Source organism: Saccharopolyspora terrae (assembly GCF_004348435.1).
Taxonomy (GTDB): Bacteria; Actinomycetota; Actinomycetes; order Mycobacteriales; family Pseudonocardiaceae; genus Saccharopolyspora; species Saccharopolyspora endophytica.
The window spans coordinates 1-21939 of record NZ_SMKS01000002.1; the positions used below are offsets into that span (position 1 = coordinate 1).

Here is a 21939-nt window from a genome sequence, read left to right on the forward strand (position 1 = left end):
CCGATGACGGTCACGGGCAAGGTCCGCAAGGTCGAGATGCGCGAAGAAGCCCGCCGCCTCCTCGACCTCTAGCACGTCGGAGACCCGGAACACCGCAGTAATCAGGACCCGGAATACCGCAGTAATCCGTCACCCGATTACGGCGGTATTCCGGGTTCCTCGGGTGTGGTCGACGTCGGTCAGCGGTTGTTCAGGGCGTTTCCCGAGAGCGCGAGTTGGCGGCTCTGGGCGACCAGGCGGCCTCGGGAGTCGTAGACGACCGCGTCCTCGTTGAACCAGCCGTCGGCGCTCAGCGCGTCGCAGCGGGTGTAGGCGGCGATCGGGCCGGGCGCGGGGAGTGCGCGCAGCTGGTAGGTCAGTTCGACGGTGGGGCACCACCCTCCGTGGCCCAGGCCGAACACCGTGGGTGGGAGCAGGTCGACCGCGACGATCAGCGACAGCGGGTCGAAGCCGGTGCCGTCGGTGAGCTGCATCCAGCCGCGCACCTCGTCGCCCGAGGTCTCGCCGCGCAGGAATGCCGTGGCGTGCGGGTCGAGTCGCACGTCGATGTGGCCGAGCAGGTTCTCGGCCGGGGTGCGGTGCTCGTCGCACTCGTCGAACGGTGTGATCGGGGGCTGCTGGTGGGCTTCCCACTCGTGCGCGGCGTCGGAGATCTCGCCCGCCGTGACCGTGGCCTCGATGCAGGACTTGCCGTTCTGCACCATGCGGGCGTGCACCGTGGTGTACAGCCGCCCGCGCTTGACCGCTTCGGTGTGCAGCTCGACCGCGCCGATGTCCGGTGAGCGCAGGAAGTGCGTGCTGACGGCCAGCGGATGGGTGCGGCCGGCGGTGGTGAGCGCGGCCTTGGTCAGCAGCGCCATCATGTACCCGCCGTGCGGGTTCTCCCCGAGCGACCACTCCTTGTCCAATGTGGACTCGTAGACCCCGTCGCGGAGCTCCGTCGTGGTCGTCGCCTCGGTGAAGGAACCCATGCCGGGAAGGTTACCTGCTCGAACGGGTTCCGGAACGCATCTCGATCCGCGGCGGCGTGCGGCTTGCAAAGGATCAGCCGATGATGTGACCTGGGTTACGAACTCGAGCTGATCGCGGACGAAGGAGACGGTCATGAGCAGGTTGCGGTTCGGGGTCTTCCTCGCCCCCTTCCACCCGGCCGGGCAGAACCCGACGCTGGCCATGCAGCGCGACCTCCTGCTGATGGAGCACCTCGACGACATCGGGTTCGACGAGGCGTGGATCGGCGAGCACCACTCCGCGGGCAGCGAGATCATCGCCTCTCCGGAGATCTTCATCGCCGCGGCCGCCGAGCGCACCCGCAACATCAAGTTCGGCACCGGCGTGACCTCCGTCAGCTACCACAACCCGCTGTGGGTGGCCGACCGGATGGTCATGCTCGACCACCTGACCAGGGGTCGTTCGATGCTCGGCGTGGGCCCCGGGTCGCTGCCCACCGACTCGGCGATGATCGGGCTCAACCCGACCGACACGCGCGAACTGCTCGACCTCAACTTCGACATCATCATGCGGCTGCTGGCCGGTGAGACCGTCACCGAGCAGACCCCGACGCACAAGCTGGTCGACGCCCGGCTTCAGCTGCGGCCCTACACCGAGCCCCGCTTCGACGTCGCCGTGGCCGCAGTCGCCTCGCCCACCGGCCCCCGGCTGGCCGGCCGTCACGGTGCCGGGCTGCTGTCCATCGGTGCCACGCTCACCCAGGAGGGTTTCGACGCGCTGGCGCACCACTGGAGCGTGGTGGAGGAGCGGGCCACCCACTTCGGGCAGCCCGCGCCGGACCGCTCCGGGTGGCGGCTGGTCGGGCTCATGCACATCGCGGAAACCCGGGAGCAGGCGTACAAGGACGTCGAGCACGGCATCGAGCAGTGGTTCACCTACTTCCAGAAGGTGGCCGCGTTCCCGCAGATGGCCGTGGACGGCACGAACATCCGCGAGATGATCGACTTCATCAACGAGGCCGGCATCGGCGCCATCGGCACGCCGGAGGACGCCCGCGCGCAGGTGCAGCGCCTCGCCGACCAGTCCGGCGGCTTCGGCGCGATGCTGCTGCTAGCCCACGAGTGGGCCAACCCCGAGGCCACGAAGCGCTCCTACGAACTCATCGCGCAGGACGTCCTCCCGCACTTCCAGGGGCACGGCATCAGCCACCACGAGTCGACCGTGCGAGCCAAGGAGCGCGCCCGCGACACCCGCAGCGATCACGCCCAGCAGCAGTTGGCGGCCGTGGAGCACATGACGGAGAAGTACGCCAAGGAGGTCGCCGACGGCTGAACCGGCGCCGGGCTCAGCCCGCCCGGAGCGCGTTCAACGAGCGCCGCGCCGCGGTCGTGACGGCTTCGGCCGTGATGCCGAACTCGGCGTACAGCCTCTGCTGGTCGGCCGAGGCGCCGAAGTGCTCCAGCGAGACGATCTCGCCCGCGTCGCCGACGAAGCGGTGCCACGGCTGGGCGATGCCCGCCTCCACCGCGACCCTCGCGCGCACCGACGGGGGCAGCACGGACCGGCGGTAGGACTCGTCCTGCGCGTCGAACCACTCCACGCACGGCATCGACACCACGCGCGTCGGGATTCCCCCGTCCTCCAGGGACTTCCTGGCCGCCACTGCCAGCTGCACCTCCGACCCGGTCGCGATCAGCAGCACCTCGGGACTGCCGGACGAGGCCTCGGCGAGCACGTAACCGCCGCGGGCGACGCCTCGCGGGTCAGTGCCCTCCAGCGTCGGCACCCCTTGGCGGGTCAGCGCCAGGCCGGCGGGGCCGTCGGGGTTCTCCAGCGCGGTCTTCCACGCCGCAGCGGTCTCGTTGGCGTCGGCCGGGCGCACGACCGCCAGATCGGGGATCGCGCGCAGGCTCGCCAGGTGCTCGACCGGCTGGTGCGTCGGGCCGTCCTCGCCGAGCCCGATCGAATCGTGCGTCCACACGTAGATCACCGGCAGCCGCATCAGCGCCGCCAACCGCACGGCGGGGCGCATGTAGTCGCTGAAGACCATGAACGTGCCGCCGTAGGGACGGGTGCCACCGTGCAGCGCGATGCCGTTGAGGATCGAACCCATCGCGTGCTCGCGGACCCCGAAGTGCAGCGTTCGCCCGTAGGGCTGGGCGTTCCACGTGCCGGTGGAGATGCTCTCCGGCCCGAACGAGTCCGCGCCCTTCATCGTCGTGTTGTTGCTCTCCGCCAGGTCGGCCGAACCGCCCCACAGCTCGGGAAGCGCCTCGGCCAGGGACGCCAGCACCTCCGCCGACGCCTTGCGGGTCGCGAGGCCCTTCTCGTCGGGCTCCCAGCTGGGCAGCCCGTCGGCCCACCCGGCGGGCAGCTCGCGGGCCTGCATGCGGTCCAGCAGCGCCTTGCGCCGGGGGTTCCCGGCCGCCCACGCGTCGAAGGCGATCTGCCACTTCTCGTGGGCGGCCCTGCCGCGTTCGGCGGCGGCGCGGGTGTGCTCCAGCACCTCGTCGTCGACCTGGAACGACCGCTCGGGGTCGAAGCCCAGCAGCGCCTTGACCTGCGCCAGCTCCTCGGCGCCCAGCGCCGCGCCGTGGGCCTTGCCGGTGTTCATCTTCGTCGGTGCCGGATAGCCGATGACCGTGCGCAGCACGACGAGGCTCGGCCGCTCGCTCTCGGCGCGAGCGGCCGCCAGCGCGTCGAGGATGCCGGTGACGCACTCGCCGCCGTCGACGGTGACGACGTGCCAGCCGTAGGACTCGTAGCGCTTGGCGGTGTCCTCCGACAGCGCGATCCTCGTGTCGTCCTCGATGGAGATCTCGTTGGCGTCGTAGATCACCGTGAGGTTGCCCAGCTGCTGTGTGCCGGCCAGCGAGGACGCCTCGGAGGTCACGCCCTCCTCGATGTCGCCGTCGGAGGCGATCACGTAGACGTGGTGGTCGAAAACGCTGTCACCGGGCGCGGATTCGGGATCCAGCAGGCCGCGCTCGCGGCGCGCGGCCATCGCCATGCCCACCGCGTTGGCCAGTCCCTGGCCCAGCGGGCCGGTCGTGGTCTCCACGCCCGCGGTGTGGCCGTGCTCCGGGTGGCCCGGGGTGAGCGAGCCCCACGTGCGCAGCGCCTTGAGGTCGTCGAGCTCCAGGCCGTAACCGGACAGGAACAGCTGCACGTACAGCGTGAGGCTCGAATGCCCTGCCGAGAGCACGAAGCGGTCGCGGCCGATCCACCCGGGGTCGTTCGGGTCGTGCCGCATGACGTGCTGGAACAGCGCGTGCGCGACCGGTGCCAGGCTCATGGCGGTGCCGGGGTGCCCGCTGCCGCACCGCTCCACGGCGTCGGCGGCGAGCACGCGGGCGGTGTCGATCGCGCGCCGGTCCAGGTCGGTCCAGTCGTCGGGCAGGTGTGCGGTGGTCAACCGGTCGAGCTCGTCGCTCACCCGGTGCTGGGCGGTGGGCTGGTTCGCGATCATGGACGCGCACTCCTGATGCTCGGTGTTGGCGGAGATCTGCCGCGGATGGTCAGGCAGGCCACATCCGGGAGAGCTCGGGATGGTCGTCGTCGACGAGGCGGTGCGCCAGCGCGATCGCCTCGTCCCGGTCGATCTCGTGGAGGGCCGGTTCGGACCTGGCGACGCCCTCCAGGACGTTGGCCAGCGCTTCGGCCGCGTTCGGGGACGTGTCGCCGTCGCCGCCGCGCGCGTGGCGCCGCCGCATCACCGCCGCGGCGTCCAGCAGCAGGTGTCGCTGCGCCTCGCGCAGGTCCGCATCTCCGTGGGAACTTCCCATGTCACTTCCCTTCTCCCGCCACGACGTCCGGCCGGGAGGGCGCTCGGCCACTCCCGGCCGTGCCGTGGTCGTGGTGCGGTCAGCGGATGAGGCTCTTGAGGTTCTTCGCAGCCGCGGCCGGGTCCTTCGCGCTGTAGATCGCGCCACCGGCGACCGCGACGGTCGCACCGGCGTCCTGCACGGCCGCGATGGATTCGGCCTTGATGCCGCCGGCGATGGAGAACGGAACCCCGGCCTGGCGCCCGTCGTCGAGCAGCGTCTGGATCGTGTAACCGGGCTTGGCCTGCTCGTCGAGCCCGGCGTGGATCTCCACGAACGACACGCCCATCTTCGACACCTCGCGGATGCGGGCCACCCGGTCGGCCACCACGGTGATCATGTCGGCGACGACGTCCTTGCCGTGCTTGCGGCCGGCGGCGACCGCCCCGCGCACGGTGTCGTCGTCGGCGGCGCCCATCACGGTGACCAGGTCGGCGCCCGCGGCGAAGGCGAGGTCGGCCTCCAGCTCACCGGCATCGGCGGTCTTCATGTCGGCGAAGACCAGCTTGTCCGGGTGCGCGGCCTTGATCGCCTTGATCGCGTCGAGCCCCTCGGCCTTGATCAGCGGCGTGCCCAGTTCGAGGATGTCCACGTAATCCGCGGTCTGGCGAGCCAGGGTCAGCGCGTCTTCGAGGGTGGCGACGTCCAGTGCTACCTGCAGCTTCACGGCAATCTCCTCAATTCGTGGTGCTCGGCGGATTCCAGCGCTTCCGATCGGTTCCGCGCTTTCGGAAAACGTGCAACGGCCTGTGACAGTGCACCGATCTCCACAACGCGGTCAACGGCGGAGGAACGAACGGATGCCACGGCGGAACAAACGGCCGGAACGCCCTTCCAGAAGGCAATTCCGGTAGTGCGCCGAGGACGCTGAAATGGTGATCTCCAGTCCGCTGACGAGCGATAACGGCCGTTTGAGCGGATTTCAGGGCCGTTCGTTCCGCCCGGGTGCCTGTTCGTGACAGCTGGTGTTGACCGGGTCTGGGCGTCCGTGCAGTCTCACAACCGCAGAATGCGTCCCGGAAATGCGACCGCGGGAACCGCGGATTCGCGACGAGGGCGGAATCCAGGAATGGGAACGCGCGATTTCACGATCGCCGACGAGCGCCTGGAGTTCTTCGACGAACGCAGTGGGGAGTGGCTCAGATGACCGGAACGGACACCGCTGACCAGAACATCGGCGACAGGCTCAACCCGCCGCACTTCAGCTACGCGACGCTGGCCATCAGCGGCGAGGTGGACCGCGTGCGCCGGGACGTCCAGCCCGCGGCCTGGGCCCGCGCCGGGGAGATGCTGCTCAACGCGACGGCGGTGTTCACCGTCGGCGGCGGGCGCAGCGGACTGGCCCTGCAGATGGCCGCGATGCGCTTCATGCACCTCGGGCTCTCCGCACACGTCGTGGGGGAGACGACCGCACCGGCGATCGGCAGCGGTGACGTCCTGGTCGCCGCGTCGGGATCCGGCGCCACCTCCCGCGTGGTGCGGGCGGCCGAAACCGCGCGCGGCCAAGGGGCGAACGTCATCGCGCTGACCACCGCGCCCGACTCGCCGCTGGCCAAGCTCGCGACCGAGGTGCTGGTCATCCCCGCCGCCGACAAGCAGGACTTCGAGGGCCAGGCGTCCGAGCAGTACGCGGGGAGCCTGTTCGAGCAGTCCGTGCTGCTGCTCAGCGACGCGCTGTTCCACGCGCTGTGGCGGTCGAGCGGAGTGCAGGCCCGCGACCTGTGGCGGCTGCACGCGAACTTGGAGTGACCGGAGCTGCACGACGCAGGCAGGCAGCCGAACCGAGGAGCCCGAGATGCACCGGACCGCACAGCGAACCCGCACCGACGTCCGCACCCTGGAGGCGATCGCGCTGGCCGCCACGCACAGCGCGGCGATCGCCAGCCGCGCCTGGGTGGGGCGGCACGACAAGAACGCCGCCGACGCAGCGGCGACCGAGGCCATGCGCCAGGTGCTCGCCGACGCCCCCGGCCGGGGAACGGTCGTCATCGGGGAAGGCGAGAAGGACGAGGCTCCGATGCTCTACAACGGCGAAACGGTGGGCAACGGCTGCGGCCCGGACTTCGACATCGCCGTGGACCCGCTCGAAGGCACCTCGTTCTGCGCCAAGAACCACCCGGGCGCGATGGCCACCATCGCCTTCGCCGAACCCGGGACGCTCTGGTCGCCCGGTCCCGGCTTCTACATGGACAAGATCGTGGTCCCGCCGCGGGCGAAGGGCGTCGTCGACCTCGCCGACACGCCCGAGCGGACCTTGGCCAACGTCGCTCACGCCCTCGGCAAGCCGATCAACCGGCTGCGCGTGGTCGTCATGGACAAGCCGCGCCACCAGGAGCTGATCGCACGGCTGCTGCGAGCCGGAGCGTCCGTGCACACCCCGGCCGAAGGCGACGTCGCCGGCAGTCTCGAAGTGCTGCTGCCCACCGGCGACGCCGACCTGCTGCTCGGCATCGGCGGCACGCCCGAGGGCGTGATGACCGCTGCGGCGGTCCGCGCGCTGGGCGGAGACATGCTCGGCCGCCTCGCCCCGCAGCGCGAGGAGGAAGCGGCCGCCATCCGCGCGGCGGGCATGGACGTCGACCGCGTCTACACCTGCGACGAGCTCGTCGGCGGCGACGCGTTGTTCGCCGCCACCGGCGTCACCGGCGGGTCGCTGCTGAGCCGTCCCCGGGAGTCCGAGGGCGCGGTGCTCGCCGAGTCCATGCTGATCTCCAGCGGCCAGGTGCGCCGCATCGCGCACACCGGCGCGCATCCGAACAGGGGTGGGATCCGATGACGCTGCACCTGGACGACCTGCGGGTCCGCCACCTCGGCGAATGCCGCCACGACTCACCGCTGTCCGCGATGCTCGCCGCCAAGCGGACCTCCCCGCACTACGTGGCCGAGGGCGACCGGGTCCTGCTGGAGGACACCGTGTCCATGCTCGCCGAGCACGGCCTCCCGCCCGAGGACCTGCCGAGCTTCGAGGCCGCCGGTCCGCGCCGCAAGATCTACTTCGACCCGGCTCAGGTCACCGCGGGCATCGTCACCTGCGGCGGGCTGTGCCCCGGGCTCAACGACGTCATCCGCGGCCTGGTGCAGGAGCTGACCGTGCAGTACGACGTCAAGCGCATCGTCGGCTTCCGCAACGGGCTCCGGGGCCTGACCGCCCGGCACCGCGACGACACCATCGAGCTGACCCCGGACCGCGTGCGCGACATCCACAACGCGGGCGGCACCATCCTGGGCAGCTCGCGAGGCGCGCAGGACGCGGAGGAGATGGTCGACAGCCTCCTGCTGCGCGGCATCAACGTCCTGTTCGTCATCGGCGGGGACGGGGGCATGAACGCCGCGACGAACCTCGCCGCGGCGATCCGGGCGCGCGGTCTGGACATCGCCGTCATCGGTGTGCCCAAGACGATCGACAACGACCTGCCCTACACCGACCAGTCCTTCGGCTTCCAGAGCGCTTTCGCGCAGGCGGCCAACTTCATCTCCTCGGTCTCCATCGAGGCCGCGGCCAGTCCGGACGGGATCGGCATCGTGAAGCTGATGGGCCGGCATTCCGGGTTCATCGCCTGCTACGCGTCGCTGGCCCGCAACGCGGCGGACATCGTCCTCATCCCGGAGGTCCCCTTCGCCCTGGAGGGCGAGGACGGGCTGCTGGCCCGCGTCGAGCGGCACGTCCGGTCGAAGGGCTTCGTGGTCATCGTCGTCGCCGAGGGAGCGGGGCAGGACCTGCTCGCCGAGCGCGGCCTGCTGGAGGGCGGCGCCACCGACGCCTCCGGCAACGCCAAGCTCGGCGACATCGGAGGGCTGCTCCGGGAGACCATCACCGCGCACCTGACGGCGGCAGGGCTGGCGCCGACGGTGCGCTACATCGATCCGAGCTACGCCATCCGCAGCGTGACCGCCAACGCCTACGACAGCGTCTACTGCCTGCGCCTGGCCCACGCCGCGGTGCACGCGGCCATGGCCGGTCGCACGGAGACCGCGGTGGTGCGCTGGCGGCGGCGGTTCGTGCACGTGCCGATGCCGCTGATCATCAGCCACCGCAACCAGGTCGATCCGGACGGCGACCTGTGGATGTCGGTGCTCGAAGCGACCGGCCACCTCGGCCAGCAGCAGCCGCTGCTCGTCGAGAGGTGACCCGGACCACCGCTGGTTGTCGCCGGGCTGCCGCTCGTGCGCCGTTCGCCAGCGGTCGTCGCGTTCTGCTTGCCCCGCGAATCTCGCACGACGTAGCTTTCGGCCCGAGGTCACCAAGGCCGGAGCGCGAGACCCTCAAACGCCCGTTCGCCTCGGGATTCGTGACGTGCTCACCACGAGCGGGCCGTCCGCGCGACGCGGTTCGTCCCGGTGCGGGAGTTCCCACGTCCGCACGCGTTCCGGGTTGGTGAGAAGACCAAAGGCGGTCCCCAGATGGTAGACATGCACCGGCTCGACCTCCCGGCCCGAAAACCGCGCAAGGCCACGGTGTACGAGGCGTGGGAGCGCTTCGTGCGGGGCGAGGACGACGTCCACGGCGTGCGGCCGGAGGTGGCGCTGTCCTGGCACCGCTGCCGCGACCAGTACGGCGTCGACCCCTCGCTGACCGAGGCCCCGGTCGCCACGGCCGACGTCGACCACGCGCTGGAGCACGACGTCGTGTTCGCCGAGCTGGGTTTCCGCGCGGCCTCGGTCGTGGACGAGGTGAGCAACATCGGTGGCGTCGTGACGGTCGCCGACGCCTCCGGCCGGGTCCTGGCCGAATGGGGCGACAAGGCCACGCGCTCCTTCGCCGCCAAGGCCAACCTGGCGCCCTGGTACTGCTGGTCGGAGTGCGCCACCGGCACCAACGGCATGGGAACCGCGCTGGAGACGACGTCTCCCGTGGTGATCAGGGGTGCTGAGCACTGGTGCCAGGCGTTCCACGACTGGACCTGCGCGGGCGTGGCGGTGCGCGACGTGGTGACCAAGGAGCCGGTCGCGGTCCTCAACATCTCGTGCTGGCGCAGCGAGCTCCCGAAGGCCGCGGGTGCGTGGTTGAGCAACGCCGCCAGCAGGACGCAGTTCATGCTCCGGCGCCGCGCCCGCGATGCCGGTGCGGAGCTGGTCGCGGCCTACAACCACGCGCGTTCTCGGTCGGGCGCGTCGGTGGCCGCGCTGGATCCCGCGGGACGCGTGGTGATCGCCGACGACAAGGCGAGCGTGCTGCTCGGCGTGCCGAGCGCGACGCCCGCGCCCGACCCGGCGGTGCGGTGGAACCCGAGGCTGCCGGAGTTGATCAAGGCCGCCCGGTACGCCGCCAAGCAGGCGTCGCACAACCCCGCGTGGGTCGGGTCCACGCAGGTCTTCACGCACCTCGCCGACGATCCGACGCCGATCAGCTTCCGGCCGGTGTTCCTGTCCGGGCACCTGGTCGGCAACCTCGTGTCGTTCGGGCTCTCCGAGGGCGAGCAGCTGCCGCGCTCGGACAGCGGGGGAGGTTCCCGCGGCCCGGGCCACGCGCCGCGGATCGTCGCGACCAGGGAGAACCGGATGGTGCTGCTGCGCCCGCCCGAGGTCTCCTTCGCCGAGTCGGAGGGCAACGACGTCTGGCTGTCGACCGACCAGGGGCGCCTGCGCGCGGCGACGCCCGCGCTGGACAAGCTCGAACGAGAGCTCGGCGGCAGCGGATTCCTCCGCGTGCACCGGCAGTACGTCGTCAACCTCGACCGCGTCCGGGAGGTCGAGCGCGGTTTCAAGGGCGAACTGGCGCTGGTGATGGACGGCCAGGCGAACGCGATGGTGCCGGTGTCGCGGCGGAACGCCCCGGCGGTGCGGCGCGAACTGGGCATCTGAGGTCACCGGGAGGGAGGTGCGCGATGCCGGAGAACCCGGATGCGGTGGCGGTCACGCGGAACTACGACCAGAGCGTGCGACGGCGCGTCGAGCGGTCCCGGAACCATCCGTCGGCGGGTGGGGACAACCGCGACTGGTGGCCGGGTCGGCTGGACCTGGGGATCCTGGCCAAGCACCATCCTGCGGCGAACCCGCTGGGAGCTGGTTTCGACTACGCGGCGGAGTTCGCGAAGCTCGATCTGGACGCGGTGGCCCGCGACGTCGACGAGGTCCTGACGACCTCGCAGGACTGGTGGCCGGCCGATTTCGGGCACTACGGGCCGCTGGTGCTGCGGATGGCGTGGCACTGCGCGGGGACCTACCGCATCGGCGACGGCCGAGGTGGGGCGAGCACGGGGATGCAGCGCTTTGCACCGACCAACAGCTGGCCCGACAACCGCAACCTGGACAAGGCACGGCGGTTGTTGTGGCCGGTCAAGCAGAAGTACGGCCGCAGCATCTCCTGGGCCGATCTCATGGTCTTCGCCGGCAACCGCGCCCTGGAGTCCATGGGCTTCACGACGCTGGGTTTCGCGGGTGGCCGCGAGGACGTGTGGGAATCCGAAGCCGACGTCTACTGGGGCCCGGAGCGCGCCTGGTTGGCAGACGAGCGCCACACCGGTGTTCGGGATCTTCAGGAGCCCCTCGCGGCGGACGAGATGGGCCTGATCTACGTCGACCCGCAGGGGCCCTCGACGTTGCCCGATCCGATCGCGGCGGGCCGGGCGATCCGGGAGTCGTTCCGGCGGATGGGGATGAACGACGAGGAGACCGTCGCGCTCATCGTCGGCGGACACACCTTCGGCAAGACCCACGGCGCCGCCGATCTGCACCACCTCGCAGCCGAACCCGAGGGCGCGGGCCTGGAGGAACAAGGTCTGGGCTGGCGGAACAGCTACGGAACCGGCAAGGGACCGGACGCGATCTCGACGGGGCTGGAGGGGATCTGGACGCCCACCCCGACCCGCTGGGACAACTCGTTCCTGGAAACCCTCTTCGCCTACGAGTGGGACGTCGTGCTCAGCCCGGCCGGGCTCTGGCAGTGGGTGCCCAGCGAGGGCCACGGGCACGGCACGGCCCCGGACCCGCACGACCCGTTGAAGCGGCACACGCCGACGATGCTCACCACCGACCTCGCGCTGCAGGAGGACCCCGGCTACGGACCGATCGCCCGCCGGTTCCTCGCCCGTCCCGACGAGCTCGCCGACACCTTCGCGCGAGCGTGGTTCAAGCTCACCCACATCGACATGGGCCCCCGGCACAACTACCTGGGGCCGCTGGTCCCGGCGGAACGGATGATCTGGCAGGACCCGGTGCCCGAGGTCGACCACGACCTCATCGACGACGCCGACATCACCGACCTCAAGAACCGCATCGCGGCCAGCGGAATCCCGCTCCCGCAGCTGGTGTTCACCGCCTGGGCCTCCGCGTCCACCTACCGCCACAGCGACGAGCGCGGCGGCGCCGACGGAGCCCGCATCCGCCTCGAACCCCAACGCCGCTGGGAAGCCAACGACCCCGGCACCACCGGGCCGGTGCTGGTCGCGCTGGAGGGCATCCAGCAGGAGTTCAACGCCGAACACGCCGGGTCCAAGCGGGTTTCGCTCGCCGACCTCATCGTCCTCGCCGGCTGCGCGGCGATCGAACGCGCGGCCAACGGCGTTCAGGTGCCCTTCACCCCAGGACGCACCGACGCCACCCAGGAGTGGACCGACGTCGACTCCTTCGCCGCGCTCGAACCCACCGCGGACGGATTCCGCAACTACGTCAGCGGGAAACCGCAGCTCCCGGCCGAACACCTGCTGATCGACCGCGCGAACCAGTTGCGGTTGAGCGCCCCCGAGATGACGGCACTCATCGGCGGACTCCGCGCGCTCGGCGCCAACCACCGCGGCACGCCGCTCGGAGTGCTCACGAACCGGCCGGGCGAGCTGACCAACGACTTCTTCACCAACCTGCTCGACATGAACGTCGAGTGGACACCGAGGTCGGTCACGCGCGGGATCGCCACCACCTTCGAAGGGCGTGACCGCGCCACCGGAGAACTCCGGTGGACGGCGAGCCGGGTCGACCTCGTCTTCGGTTCGCACTCCGAATTGCGCGCTCTCGCGGAGTTCTACGCAGCCGAGCCGGAGCAGTTCTCGCGCGATTTCGCGTCGGCCTGGGACAAGGTCATGAACCTCGGCCGACCGGAAATGCGCTGACGCCACTCGCATTCGGGGGAAATCGTCCTTGAAACTGATATCAGTGCGCCCGAAGGTGGCTTCTGTCAGGCGGAATTCGGCGGTGAATCGATTCCCCGCAACGGGTTCTCCGATTGCTGAACGGGCCTCGCTGGACTGGTCATCGGGTCCCCTCCGGGGACGAACTCCGTTGGGCGGTAGTTGATTCCGTGCGAGCGGTGCACGCTCACCGGTTAGCGGTCAGCTCTTCCGGAGCCGTTGCGGGAACCGTAAAATTGATGAGTATCACAGGGTGAATCGAACAGCGGTCAGGCCTGGCGATCACATTCGGAACCGCCGTTGACCGGGCCGGCGAACACCTGTGGCGGGAAACGCTGATTCAGCCGAGATGCGCTGGTGTCAGCTGATTTTCGTCCCGCGCCGTTGCGACGACCGTGTCCGCGTTCCGCGAGCACGTCGACGTGGCGTGAGTGATCCGGAATCGGGATTCGAACGAGGAGGTGAGGTCCAATGACGTCAACCCAAGAGCGTGAAGACCTTCTGAGTGAACTCGGCTTGGACGCGCAGAACAGCGCAGCGATCGGTCGCGTGCTGGGCACCGGCAACATCCTGCGGGCCACCGAGCGGGCCGACGGCACGATGGAGGCGACCATCCGGATCAGGGAGGACGAGATCTGCTGGGACCCGGCGATTCTCGTGCTTCCGCACGGTGGTGACGTCGAGCTGACGATCATCAACGACGACAAGAACACGCACGCCTGCCTGCTCCCGAGCAACGGCGACAAGAAGTTCATCTGGCTGCTCAACCACTCGAAGGGCCGGGCGAAGCTCAACCTGGACGGCCCCGGTTACTACTGGTACAGCTCCCCGGGCGGCAACGACGAGGGCCGCGGCCTGACCGCCGCCATCGTGGTGCTCGGCGAGGTGCCGCCGGAAGCCCGTCTCGACCGCCCCGACCAGCCCCGCCGGTAGAGAGGATCGAACTGATGACAGTCGAATACGTTGACGCCGGTGACGCGATCGACCACGGAGCGCTGAGCGCCGTTTCCGGCACCGCTCCCGCCGTCACCGACAACATCGACTACGAGCGCATCCTCAACGCGCGCTCGGAATCGCACAACTGGATCACCTACTACGGCGACTACGACGGCAAGCGGTACAGCCTGCTGGACCAGATCAACACCGAGAACGTCAAGCGACTCGGGCCGGCCTGGATCTTCCAGGCGGGAACCTCCGGGCAGATCGCCGGTGCCTCGACCTACGCCTTCGAGACCTGTCCGCTGGTCGTCGACGGCGTCATGTACGTGACCGGCTGGGACGGCTGGTTCTGGGCCCTGGACGCCAAGACCGGTGAGCAGCTGTGGCGCTACAAGCACGCGGTTCCCTTCGACGTCTCGCTGTGCTGCGGCAACGTCAACCGCGGTTCCGCGGTGGCCAACGGCAAGGTCTACTTCGTGACCCCCAACGCCCACCTGCTCGCGCTGGACGCGACCAACGGCGAGAAGGTCTGGGAGAAGACCATCGGTGACGTCCGCGCGGGCGAGAGCGCCTCGCTGGCACCGCTGGTCATCAAGGACACGATCATCACCGGCAGCGCCGGCGGCGAGTTCGGCGTGCGCGGGCACATCGACTGCTGGGACCTGGAGACCGGTGAGCAGCGCTGGCGCTGCTACACCGTTCCCAAGCCCGGTGAGCCGGGCTCGGAGACCTGGCCGGCCGACGGCGAGGCGTGGGCGCGCGGCGGTGCCAACCACTGGGTCACCGGCACCTACGACCCCGAGACGAACCTGTACTACGCGGGCACCGGCAACCCGGCGCCCGACTTCGACGGCGCGGTGCGCGAGGGCGACAACCTCTACACCGACAGCGTCGTCGCGGTGGACGTCGACACCGGCCAGATCCGGTGGCACTACCAGTTCACCCCGCACGACCTGTGGGACTACGACTCCACCATGGAGATGACCCTGTTCGAGCGGGACGGGAAGAAGCTCCTCGGGCACTTCGACAAGAACGGCTACTTCTTCGTGCTCGACCGCACCAACGGCGAGCTGCAGCACGTGACGCCGTTCGTCGACCGGATCGACTGGGGCACCATCACCCGCGACGGCAAGGTGACGCCCAGGAAGTACCCGGACAAGGAGGGCGAGCCCGTCCACTTCTACCCCGGCCCGGCCGGTGCGAAGGAGTGGACGCACGCCGCCTACAGCCCGCGCACCGACATGTTCTACGTGCCGGTCGCCGACGTGGGCGCGACCGCGACCAGGCGTCGTCGCGAGTTCAAGGAAGGCATGCCGTACTGGGGTGCCGCCGTGCAGGTGGACATCGACAACATGGCCGGGTCGGTCAGCGCGTTCGACTCCCACGGGGAAGAGAAGTGGCGCTGGCGCAACCCGTACCCGATGGCCTCCTCGGTGCTCGCGACCGCCGGTGACGTCGTGTTCGCCGGCACGCCGACGGGCGAGTTCCTGGCCCTGGACGCCCGGACCGGCGAGGAGCTGTGGAAGTTCCAGTGCGGGAGCGGCCACCACGGCAGCCCCATGACCTACTCGGTCGACGGCAAGCAGTACGTCGCCGTACCGGTCGGCTGGGGCGGCTGGCTGGAGGGCATCATCCCCGGCATGCTCGGCGCGGGCCACGGCAGCGCGCTGATCGTGTTCGCGCTGCCGGACTGACCGGCGGGCAGGAGTGACGACCGCACCGCGATCGGCGGTGCGGTGGGGTGAAGCAGGAGACCTCCGGTCGGGTGCGAGCGCACGACGCCCGCACCGCCCGGAGGCCTCCCTCACCTCGCGCCTAGTTCATCAGGTGAGACGCGGGCTGGCGGACGGATCACGTGGACCGTCCGCCGAAACCCGTTGGTACATCGCGGGAACACCGTTGATCGGGCAGGTCCGGGCACCGCGTCCTGGACGGGGTCGGACGAGCGGGTGGCTTCCGGAACACTGCAACGGGAGGATGCGTTGGGTGAGACGCGACGTGTTGTCGGCATCAGAGGGGACCGGCAGGTCCTGTTCGACATCGCCGAGGTGATCGTGGCCGAATCCGTCGGGAGGGCCGTCTGGCTGAGAACCGATCTCGGGCGCTTCCGGTGCGCGACCGATGGAATCGACAACATCGACGACAAGTACGCGGCCTGCGGGTTCGTGCGGGTGCACCGGAGCTACCTGGTGAACCTCAACCGCGTCCGCGAAGTGACGCGCAAGGACGGTGGCGAACTCGAACTCACCGTCGAGAACTACGGGTGGGTCGTGCCGGTCTCGCGCCGGCGCGCGAAGTTCGTCACCGAAGCCCTCGGGCTCTAGCACTAGGAGAACTCGATCTCTCGCTGCCGCACCCGTTCTGCGATCACGGCCTCTTCCGTCCACAGTGGGCGCCGTGCTGCGGAGCGGGTGCGGTCGCACGTGTTCGATGCACCAAAAGCATTGGAAAACAAGCTGTTTTTGTCGACAGGTGAAGAATACGCGTGCCGACTGGATCGTGCAATGGAATTGATCTGATCGATCCGTCCGGAAGGTGTTGACAACCGTTCGTGCCACGGGGTGGGCGCTTCGTGCTCGGCGCGTTGACCGGGGCTTCGCCAGGCGTGCAGCCTTGCACATCGGGCACATCTCACGTCGGCAGCGGATGCTTGTCGGCAGTGCATTCGCGCGGCGCGCTAGGAGGCGAGGCGGAACATGGCTACCTTGAACGAAATCGCTCACAGGATGGTCTCCAACCGGCGGGGAGTGCTCGCCGCGGACGAGAGCATCTCCACGATGTCCTCCCGGTTGGAAGGCGTCGGCGTGGCTCCCACCGACGAGAACCGGCGGACCTACCGCGAACTGATCGTCACCACACCCGATCTGGCCGACTCGATCAGCGGGATCATCCTGGCCGACGACACCCTGCGGCAGGAGCTGTCGGACGGGCGCACCTTCCCCGCGGCCCTCGCGGACATGGGCATCCTGGCCGGCATCAAGGTCGACACCGGGGCCAAGCCGCTGGCCGGGGCCGACGGCGAGAAGGTCACCGAAGGGCTCGACGGCCTGCGCGACCGCGTCGCCGAGTACGTGGGCCTCGGGGCGACCTTCGCCAAGTGGCGCGCGGTGATCACCATCGGCGGCGGACGTCCCACCGAGCGCTCGATCCGCGCGAACGTGCACGGGCTCGCGCGCTACGCCGGGCTCTGCCAGGAAGGCGGGCTGGTGCCAATCGTGGAGCCCGAGGTGCTGATGGACGGCGACCACACCCTCGCCCGGTGCCAGCAGGTGACGCGGGTGGTGCTCCGGGCGCTGTTCGACGAGCTCGCCCTGATGCAGGTTCGGCTCGACGGCATGGTCCTCAAGCCCAACATGGTGGTCGCGGGCAAGGACTGCCCGCAGCAGCCCGGGATCGAGGAGGTCGCGCAGACCACAGTGGACACCCTGCGCGAGACGGTCCCGCCGGAGGTGCCGGGCATCGCGTTCCTCTCCGGCGGGCAGAGCCCGGAGCTGGCGACCCGCCACCTCGGCGCCATGCAGAACTGCGGCCCGCTGCCCTGGGAGCTGACCTACTCGTTCGGGCGCGCGCTGGTCGGTCCCGCGCTGGAGACCTGGCGCGGCGACGCGAGCCGGTGGGAAGACGCGCAGCGAGCGCTGTCGGACCGCGCCGTGGCGAACGCCGCGGCCCGCTGACCCACCCGAGGGCGGGCCCGGCGACATCCGGGCCCGCCCTCGGGCTGTGACGCGGCGACCGCATGCCCGAGTGCGCCAGATCACATCTTCTTGCGATGAAGGACTTCGCCGGAACAAGATCTCCTCGCAACAATCAGGGAACCTGATGATTACCTGCGAAGGGGTTCTGGTGGCACTTCTCGACTCGTCGATCTGGGAGGGCAAGCTCTTCACCGGTCGGTGGACCGGAGGTTCGGCCGGGGTGGGCGAAGTCCGGGAACCGGCCACCTCGGCGGTGCTGGGCAGCGTCGGACTGGCCGCGGCCGGCGACGTCACCGCCGCCGTCGAGCGCGCCACCCGGGCGCAGCGGGACTGGGCGGCGACACCTCCAGCCCAGCGCGCGGCCGTGCTGCGCCGCGCGGCGGACCTGCTGACCCAGCACGCCGGTGAGATCACCGAGTGGATCGTGCGCGAGTCCGGGTCGGTCCGGCTCAAGGCCGGGATCGAGATCGAAGGCGCGGCGGGGGAGTGCACCGAATCGGCCGCGCTGACCTCGGCTCCCCACGGCGAACTCCTGCCCGACGGCGCGCGGCTCAGCGTGCAGCGCCGCGTTCCGGCCGGTGTCGTCGGCGTGATCTCGCCGTTCAACTTCCCGCTGCTGCTGTCGATGCGATCGGTGGCACCCGCGCTGGCGCTCGGCAACGCCGTCGTCGTCAAACCCGATGCGCGCACGGCCGTGTGCGGTGGCGTGGTCATCGCCCGCGTCTTCGAGGAAGCCGGTCTGCCCGAGGGAGTGCTGCAGGTGCTGCCCGGCGGTGCGGACTCCGGTGCCGCGCTGGTCGACGACCCGCGAGTGCCGATCATCTCCTTCACCGGATCCACCCGGGCCGGGCGCTCCGTCGGTGCCCGCGCCGGTGAGCTGCTCAAGCGCGCGCACCTGGAGCTCGGCGGGAACAGCGCGCTGATCGTCTGCGAGGACGCCGATCTCGACGCCGCCGCGTCCTGCGGGGCGTTCGGGAGCTTCCTGCACCAGGGCCAGATCTGCATGGCCACCGGCCGCCACCTGGTGCACCGCTCGCTCTACGACCGCTACGTCGAGAAGCTCGCCGAGAAGGCGGAAGCGCTGCCCGTCGGGGACCCGTTCACCGAAGACGTCGTGCTCGGCCCGATCATCGACGACGGCCAGCTCGCCCACGTCACCGATCTCGTCGACCGCAGCGTGGCGGCCGGTGCCCGGCTGGTCGCCGGTGGCAAGGCGAGCGGCCCGTTCTTCCGGCCGACCGTGCTGGCCGATTGCCACCCCGGCATCCCCGCCTACGCCGAGGAGGTCTTCGGCCCGGTCGCGAGCGTTCGGCCGTTCGACACCGCCGACGAGGCCGCCGAGATGGCCGCCGACTCCGAGTACGGGCTCAGCCTCGGCATCATCACCTCCGACCCCGCCGCCGGCCTCGCGCTGGCCGACCGCGTTCCCACCGGGCTCGTCCACATCAACGACCAGACCGTCAACGACGATCCCGCCGTCCCGTTCGGGGGTGTCGGAGCCTCCGGCATCGGCCGGGTCGGCGGTGCGCGGGCCAACGTCGAGGCGTTCACCGAGACGCAGTGGATCACCGTCCGGTCCGAAGCGGCCCAGTACCCGTTCTGATTGTCAGCGAGGAGCACCATGTCTTCTGAAACCCCTTGGGGAAACACCGTTCTCGTCGAGTTCGACGAGGGGATCGCGTGGGTGACGTTGAACCGCCCCGAGAAGCGCAACGCGATGAACCCGACGCTCAACGACGAGATGGTCCGCACCCTCGACGCCCTCGAAGGCGACCCGCGCTGCAAGGTCCTGGTGCTCACCGGCGCAGGTGAGTCCTGGTCTGCGGGCATGGACCTCAAGGAGTACTTCCGCGAGGTCGACGAGTCCGGGGACCCGGCGCTGCAGATCCGGGTGCGCCGGGCGAGCGCGGAGTGGCAGTGGAAGCGGCTGGCCAACTGGTCCAAGCCGACCATCGCGATGGTCAACGGCTGGTGCTTCGGCGGCGCCTTCACCCCGCTGGTGGCCTGCGACCTGGCCATCTCCGACGAGCAGGCCCAGTACGGCTTGTCCGAGATCAACTGGGGGATCCCGCCCGGCGGCGTGGTCGCCCGGGCGCTGGCCGCGACCGTCAGCCAGCGCGACGCGCTGTACTTCATCATGACCGGCGAGACCTTCGACGGCCGCCGCGCCGCCGAGATGCGCCTGGTCAACGAGGCGGTCCCGGCCGACCGGCTGCGCGAGCGCACCCGCGAGCTCGCGCTCAAGCTCGCCTCGATGAACCCGGTGGTGCTGCGCACGGCCAAGGTCGGCTACAAGGTCTCGCGCGACATGCCGTGGGAGCACGCCGAGGACTACCTCTACGCCAAGCTGGAGCAGTCCCAGTTCCTCGACGAGGCCAACGGCCGGGAGAAGGGCATGACCCAGTTCCTGGACGAGAAGTCCTACCGCCCAGGGCTGTCCGCCTACTCCAACGACTGAGCTGCCTGCGGGAGGCTGAGCGATGCGTGACGAGGGACTGGGGTCCTGGCCGGTGCGACGAGCTCGGATGACCCCGCACCGGGTGGCGCTGATCCACGGCGAGCGCCAGGACACCCACGCCGATCTGGCGCGGCGCACCGCCGCGCTCGCGCGAGGTCTGCGCGACCTCGGGGTGCGGCGCGGTGACCGGGTCGGCTACCTCGGCCCGAACCACCCCGCCTACCTGGAAGCGCTGTTCGCCGCGGCCTCCCTCGGAGCGGTGTTCGTCCCGGTCAACACCAGGCTTGCGGTGCCCGAACTCGCGCACGTGCTGACCGACGCGGGAGTGTCGGTGCTGGTCCACGCCGCGTCGGCGGGAGCCTCCGTCGACGCGGCGGCGACACCGGTGCTGCGGGAACGCCTCGTCATAGACGAGGACTCCTACGAGGCGCTGGCGGGCGGAGCGGGCGAGCCCGTCGACGAACCCGTCGGGCTCGACGACCCGTGCCTGATCATGTACACCTCGGGCAGCACCGGCCGCCCGAAGGGTGCCGTGCTCAGCCACAGGAACCTGACGTGGAACTGTGTCAACGTGCTGGTCGAGTCCGACCTGTCCGGTTCCGAGGTCGCCCTCGTCGCCGCGCCGCTGTTCCACACCGCGGCGCTCGGGATGACCTGCCTGCCCACGCTGCTCAAGGGCGGCACCGCGGTGCTCATGAGCTCGTTCGACCCGGGTGAGGCCTTGGAGCTGATCGCACGCCACCGGGTTTCGCTGCTGTTCGGCGTGCCCGCGATGTACGACGCGATCAGCGCCCGGCCGGAGTGGGCGAGCGCGGACCTCTCCAGCGTGCGCACCCTGCTGTGCGGCGGATCGCCGGTCCCGGAGGCCACCATCCGCCGCTACCTGGACCGGGACCTGGCGTTCGTCCAGGGCTACGGGATGACCGAGACCTCGCCGGGAGCGCTGATCCTCGATCCCGCAGCGGCGCGCGAGAAGGCGGGTTCGGCGGGCGTGCCGTCGTTCTTCACCGACGTCCGCGTCGTCGACCGCGCCGGTCAGCCGGTCGCGGCGGGCGAGCCGGGGGAGGTCGTGGTGCGCGGCCCGAACGTCATGCTCGGCTACTGGAACCGGCCCGAGGCCACCGACGAGGCGCTGGCGGGCGGCTGGATGCACTCCGGCGACGTCGCCACCGTCGACGACGAAGGCCACTTCACCGTCGTCGACCGGATCCGGGACATGATCATCTCGGGTGGGGAGAACATCTACCCCGCCGAGGTGGAGGCCGCGCTCTACGAGCACCCGGCGGTCGAGCTGTGCACCGTCGTCGGCGTGCCCGACCCGAAGTGGGGCGAAGTCCCGCGTGCCGTGGTCGTCCTGCGCGCAGGAGCGCGGGCCACCGGTGAGGAGATCCACGAGCACCTGCGGCGCCACCTCGCCGGCTACAAGGTGCCCAAGCAGGTGGAGTTCTGGGACGACCTGCCGCGCACGGGTTCCGGGAAGGTCCAGAAGGCGTCGGTGCGGGAGCGGTTGGCATGACACCCGAGCGAGCCACCGCGAACGTGCGCGATGATGTGTCGGTGACCAGCCACGACAACGCCGAACCGCGCACCCTCTACCTCGTCAAGCGCCTGGAGCTGGCGATCCGGGCGCGGATGGACGAGGCGCTGCGCCCGCACGGTCTGACCACCTTGCAGTTCACGGCGCTCACCGCGCTGCGGCATCGCGACCGCCTCAGCTCCGCCCAGCTCGCCCGCCGCTCGTTCGTCACCCCGCAGACCATGAACGAGATGGTGCGCTGGCTGGAGGATCGCGGGCACATCGAGCGCCACCGCGATCCCGACAACCGGCGGGTGCTGCTGATCTCGCTGACCGAATCCGGTCGCGAGGTCTTGCGGCGCTGCGACTCGCTGATCGAGGCGATCGAGAACGAGGTGCTCGGCGCGATCCCCGAAGACCAGCGAGCCGCGTTCCGGCAGAGCCTCGTCGCCGGGTACACGGCGCTGAGCGGTCACGAGGAGACCACCTGAGC

18 protein-coding genes are annotated in these 21939 nt (G+C 70.2%); 14 read left to right on the forward strand and 4 right to left on the reverse strand.

The window, feature by feature from the left end; translation table 11 throughout:
* Nucleotides 1–179: 179 nt before the first annotated feature.
* Nucleotides 180–971 carry a thioesterase family protein gene (locus E1181_RS01885; protein ID WP_165944491.1) on the reverse strand — a complete coding sequence of 264 codons (792 nt, stop codon included), beginning with the start codon at nucleotides 969–971 and terminating at the stop codon, nucleotides 180–182.
* 133 nt (nucleotides 972–1104) lie between these two features.
* Here E1181_RS01885 and E1181_RS01890 point away from each other — a divergent pair, with 133 nt between their 5' ends.
* Complete coding sequence (locus E1181_RS01890; RefSeq protein ID WP_132672119.1) at nucleotides 1105–2283, forward strand: LLM class flavin-dependent oxidoreductase; 1179 nt, start codon at nucleotides 1105–1107, stop codon at nucleotides 2281–2283.
* 13 nt (nucleotides 2284–2296) lie between these two features.
* On the opposite strand, the gene tkt is transcribed toward E1181_RS01890, so the two are convergent.
* The 3 genes from tkt to hxlA all read right to left on the reverse strand — a co-directional run bounded on the left by tkt (nucleotide 2297) and on the right by hxlA (nucleotide 5442).
* A complete protein-coding gene (gene tkt, locus E1181_RS01895; RefSeq protein ID WP_207921970.1) occupies nucleotides 2297–4420 on the reverse strand; it encodes a transketolase in 2124 nt (707 codons plus the stop codon).
* A gap of 49 nt (nucleotides 4421–4469) precedes the next feature.
* Nucleotides 4470–4736 carry a hypothetical protein gene (locus E1181_RS01900; RefSeq protein WP_132672120.1) on the reverse strand — a complete coding sequence of 89 codons (267 nt, stop codon included), beginning with the start codon at nucleotides 4734–4736 and terminating at the stop codon, nucleotides 4470–4472.
* 79 nt (nucleotides 4737–4815) lie between these two features.
* On the reverse strand, nucleotides 4816–5442 hold the full coding sequence (gene hxlA, locus E1181_RS01905) for a 3-hexulose-6-phosphate synthase (RefSeq protein ID WP_132672121.1): 627 nt from the start codon (nucleotides 5440–5442) through the stop codon (nucleotides 4816–4818).
* A 476-nt stretch (nucleotides 5443–5918) separates the two neighbouring features.
* Between hxlA and hxlB the strand changes: the two genes are divergently transcribed.
* The 13 genes from hxlB to E1181_RS01970 all read left to right on the forward strand — a co-directional run bounded on the left by hxlB (nucleotide 5919) and on the right by E1181_RS01970 (nucleotide 21937).
* Nucleotides 5919–6524 (forward strand): 6-phospho-3-hexuloisomerase, encoded by a 606-nt coding sequence (hxlB, locus tag E1181_RS01910; protein ID WP_132672122.1) that lies wholly within the window; start codon nucleotides 5919–5921, stop codon nucleotides 6522–6524.
* Between the two features lie 46 nt (nucleotides 6525–6570).
* Nucleotides 6571–7551 (forward strand): class II fructose-bisphosphatase, encoded by a 981-nt coding sequence (gene glpX, locus E1181_RS01915; RefSeq protein ID WP_132672123.1) that lies wholly within the window; start codon nucleotides 6571–6573, stop codon nucleotides 7549–7551.
* Nucleotides 7548–8903, forward strand: a complete 1356-nt coding sequence (locus tag E1181_RS01920) for an ATP-dependent 6-phosphofructokinase (RefSeq protein ID WP_132672124.1) — start codon at nucleotides 7548–7550, stop codon at nucleotides 8901–8903. Before glpX ends, E1181_RS01920 begins: the two co-directional genes overlap by 4 nt.
* Nucleotides 8904–9176: 273 nt before the next feature.
* A complete protein-coding gene (locus E1181_RS01925; RefSeq protein WP_132672125.1) occupies nucleotides 9177–10577 on the forward strand; it encodes a DNA-binding protein in 1401 nt (466 codons plus the stop codon).
* A gap of 23 nt (nucleotides 10578–10600) precedes the next feature.
* Nucleotides 10601–12820, forward strand: coding sequence for a catalase/peroxidase HPI (gene katG, locus E1181_RS01930; protein ID WP_132672126.1), 2220 nt, complete (start codon nucleotides 10601–10603; stop codon nucleotides 12818–12820).
* A gap of 489 nt (nucleotides 12821–13309) precedes the next feature.
* Complete coding sequence (locus E1181_RS01935; protein WP_132625630.1) at nucleotides 13310–13771, forward strand: MSMEG_3727 family PQQ-associated protein; 462 nt, start codon at nucleotides 13310–13312, stop codon at nucleotides 13769–13771.
* Between the two features lie 14 nt (nucleotides 13772–13785).
* Nucleotides 13786–15471 (forward strand): PQQ-dependent dehydrogenase, methanol/ethanol family, encoded by a 1686-nt coding sequence (locus E1181_RS01940; protein ID WP_132672127.1) that lies wholly within the window; start codon nucleotides 13786–13788, stop codon nucleotides 15469–15471.
* A 288-nt stretch (nucleotides 15472–15759) separates the two neighbouring features.
* Entirely contained in the window at nucleotides 15760–16101 is a 342-nt protein-coding gene (locus E1181_RS01945; RefSeq protein ID WP_165939886.1) for a LytTR family DNA-binding domain-containing protein, read from the forward strand.
* Nucleotides 16102–16473: 372 nt separating this feature from the next.
* Nucleotides 16474–17451 carry a class I fructose-bisphosphate aldolase gene (locus E1181_RS01950; protein WP_132672129.1) on the forward strand — a complete coding sequence of 326 codons (978 nt, stop codon included), beginning with the start codon at nucleotides 16474–16476 and terminating at the stop codon, nucleotides 17449–17451.
* A 169-nt stretch (nucleotides 17452–17620) separates the two neighbouring features.
* Nucleotides 17621–19075: a benzaldehyde dehydrogenase gene (locus E1181_RS01955; protein ID WP_132672130.1), complete on the forward strand. Its 1455-nt coding sequence runs from the start codon at nucleotides 17621–17623 to the stop codon at nucleotides 19073–19075.
* Between the two features lie 18 nt (nucleotides 19076–19093).
* Nucleotides 19094–19930 (forward strand): p-hydroxycinnamoyl CoA hydratase/lyase, encoded by an 837-nt coding sequence (locus tag E1181_RS01960; protein WP_132672131.1) that lies wholly within the window; start codon nucleotides 19094–19096, stop codon nucleotides 19928–19930.
* 22 nt (nucleotides 19931–19952) lie between these two features.
* Nucleotides 19953–21446 carry an acyl-CoA synthetase gene (locus E1181_RS01965; RefSeq protein ID WP_132672132.1) on the forward strand — a complete coding sequence of 498 codons (1494 nt, stop codon included), beginning with the start codon at nucleotides 19953–19955 and terminating at the stop codon, nucleotides 21444–21446.
* Nucleotides 21443–21937 (forward strand): MarR family winged helix-turn-helix transcriptional regulator, encoded by a 495-nt coding sequence (locus E1181_RS01970; RefSeq protein WP_132672133.1) that lies wholly within the window; start codon nucleotides 21443–21445, stop codon nucleotides 21935–21937. Before E1181_RS01965 ends, E1181_RS01970 begins: the two co-directional genes overlap by 4 nt.
* Nucleotides 21938–21939 lie beyond the last annotated feature (2 nt).

What these genes read in the sequence shown, in the direction of transcription:
- tkt (WP_207921970.1), bottom strand. Translation starts at nt 4,420, where the DNA reads ATGATCGCGAACCAGCCCACCGCCCAGCACCGGGTGAGCGACGAGCTC.
- E1181_RS01960 (WP_132672131.1), top strand. Translation starts at nt 19,094, where the DNA reads ATGTCTTCTGAAACCCCTTGGGGAAACACCGTTCTCGTCGAGTTCGAC.
- E1181_RS01970 (WP_132672133.1), top strand. Translation starts at nt 21,443, where the DNA reads ATGACACCCGAGCGAGCCACCGCGAACGTGCGCGATGATGTGTCGGTG.
- E1181_RS01935 (WP_132625630.1), top strand. Translation starts at nt 13,310, where the DNA reads ATGACGTCAACCCAAGAGCGTGAAGACCTTCTGAGTGAACTCGGCTTG.
- E1181_RS01900 (WP_132672120.1), bottom strand. Translation starts at nt 4,736, where the DNA reads ATGGGAAGTTCCCACGGAGATGCGGACCTGCGCGAGGCGCAGCGACAC.
- E1181_RS01890 (WP_132672119.1), top strand. Translation starts at nt 1,105, where the DNA reads ATGAGCAGGTTGCGGTTCGGGGTCTTCCTCGCCCCCTTCCACCCGGCC.
- E1181_RS01965 (WP_132672132.1), top strand. Translation starts at nt 19,953, where the DNA reads ATGCGTGACGAGGGACTGGGGTCCTGGCCGGTGCGACGAGCTCGGATG.
- hxlB (WP_132672122.1), top strand. Translation starts at nt 5,919, where the DNA reads ATGACCGGAACGGACACCGCTGACCAGAACATCGGCGACAGGCTCAAC.
- E1181_RS01940 (WP_132672127.1), top strand. Translation starts at nt 13,786, where the DNA reads ATGACAGTCGAATACGTTGACGCCGGTGACGCGATCGACCACGGAGCG.
- glpX (WP_132672123.1), top strand. Translation starts at nt 6,571, where the DNA reads ATGCACCGGACCGCACAGCGAACCCGCACCGACGTCCGCACCCTGGAG.
- E1181_RS01920 (WP_132672124.1), top strand. Translation starts at nt 7,548, where the DNA reads ATGACGCTGCACCTGGACGACCTGCGGGTCCGCCACCTCGGCGAATGC.
- E1181_RS01925 (WP_132672125.1), top strand. Translation starts at nt 9,177, where the DNA reads ATGGTAGACATGCACCGGCTCGACCTCCCGGCCCGAAAACCGCGCAAG.
- E1181_RS01885 (WP_165944491.1), bottom strand. Translation starts at nt 971, where the DNA reads ATGGGTTCCTTCACCGAGGCGACGACCACGACGGAGCTCCGCGACGGG.
- katG (WP_132672126.1), top strand. Translation starts at nt 10,601, where the DNA reads ATGCCGGAGAACCCGGATGCGGTGGCGGTCACGCGGAACTACGACCAG.
- E1181_RS01950 (WP_132672129.1), top strand. Translation starts at nt 16,474, where the DNA reads ATGGCTACCTTGAACGAAATCGCTCACAGGATGGTCTCCAACCGGCGG.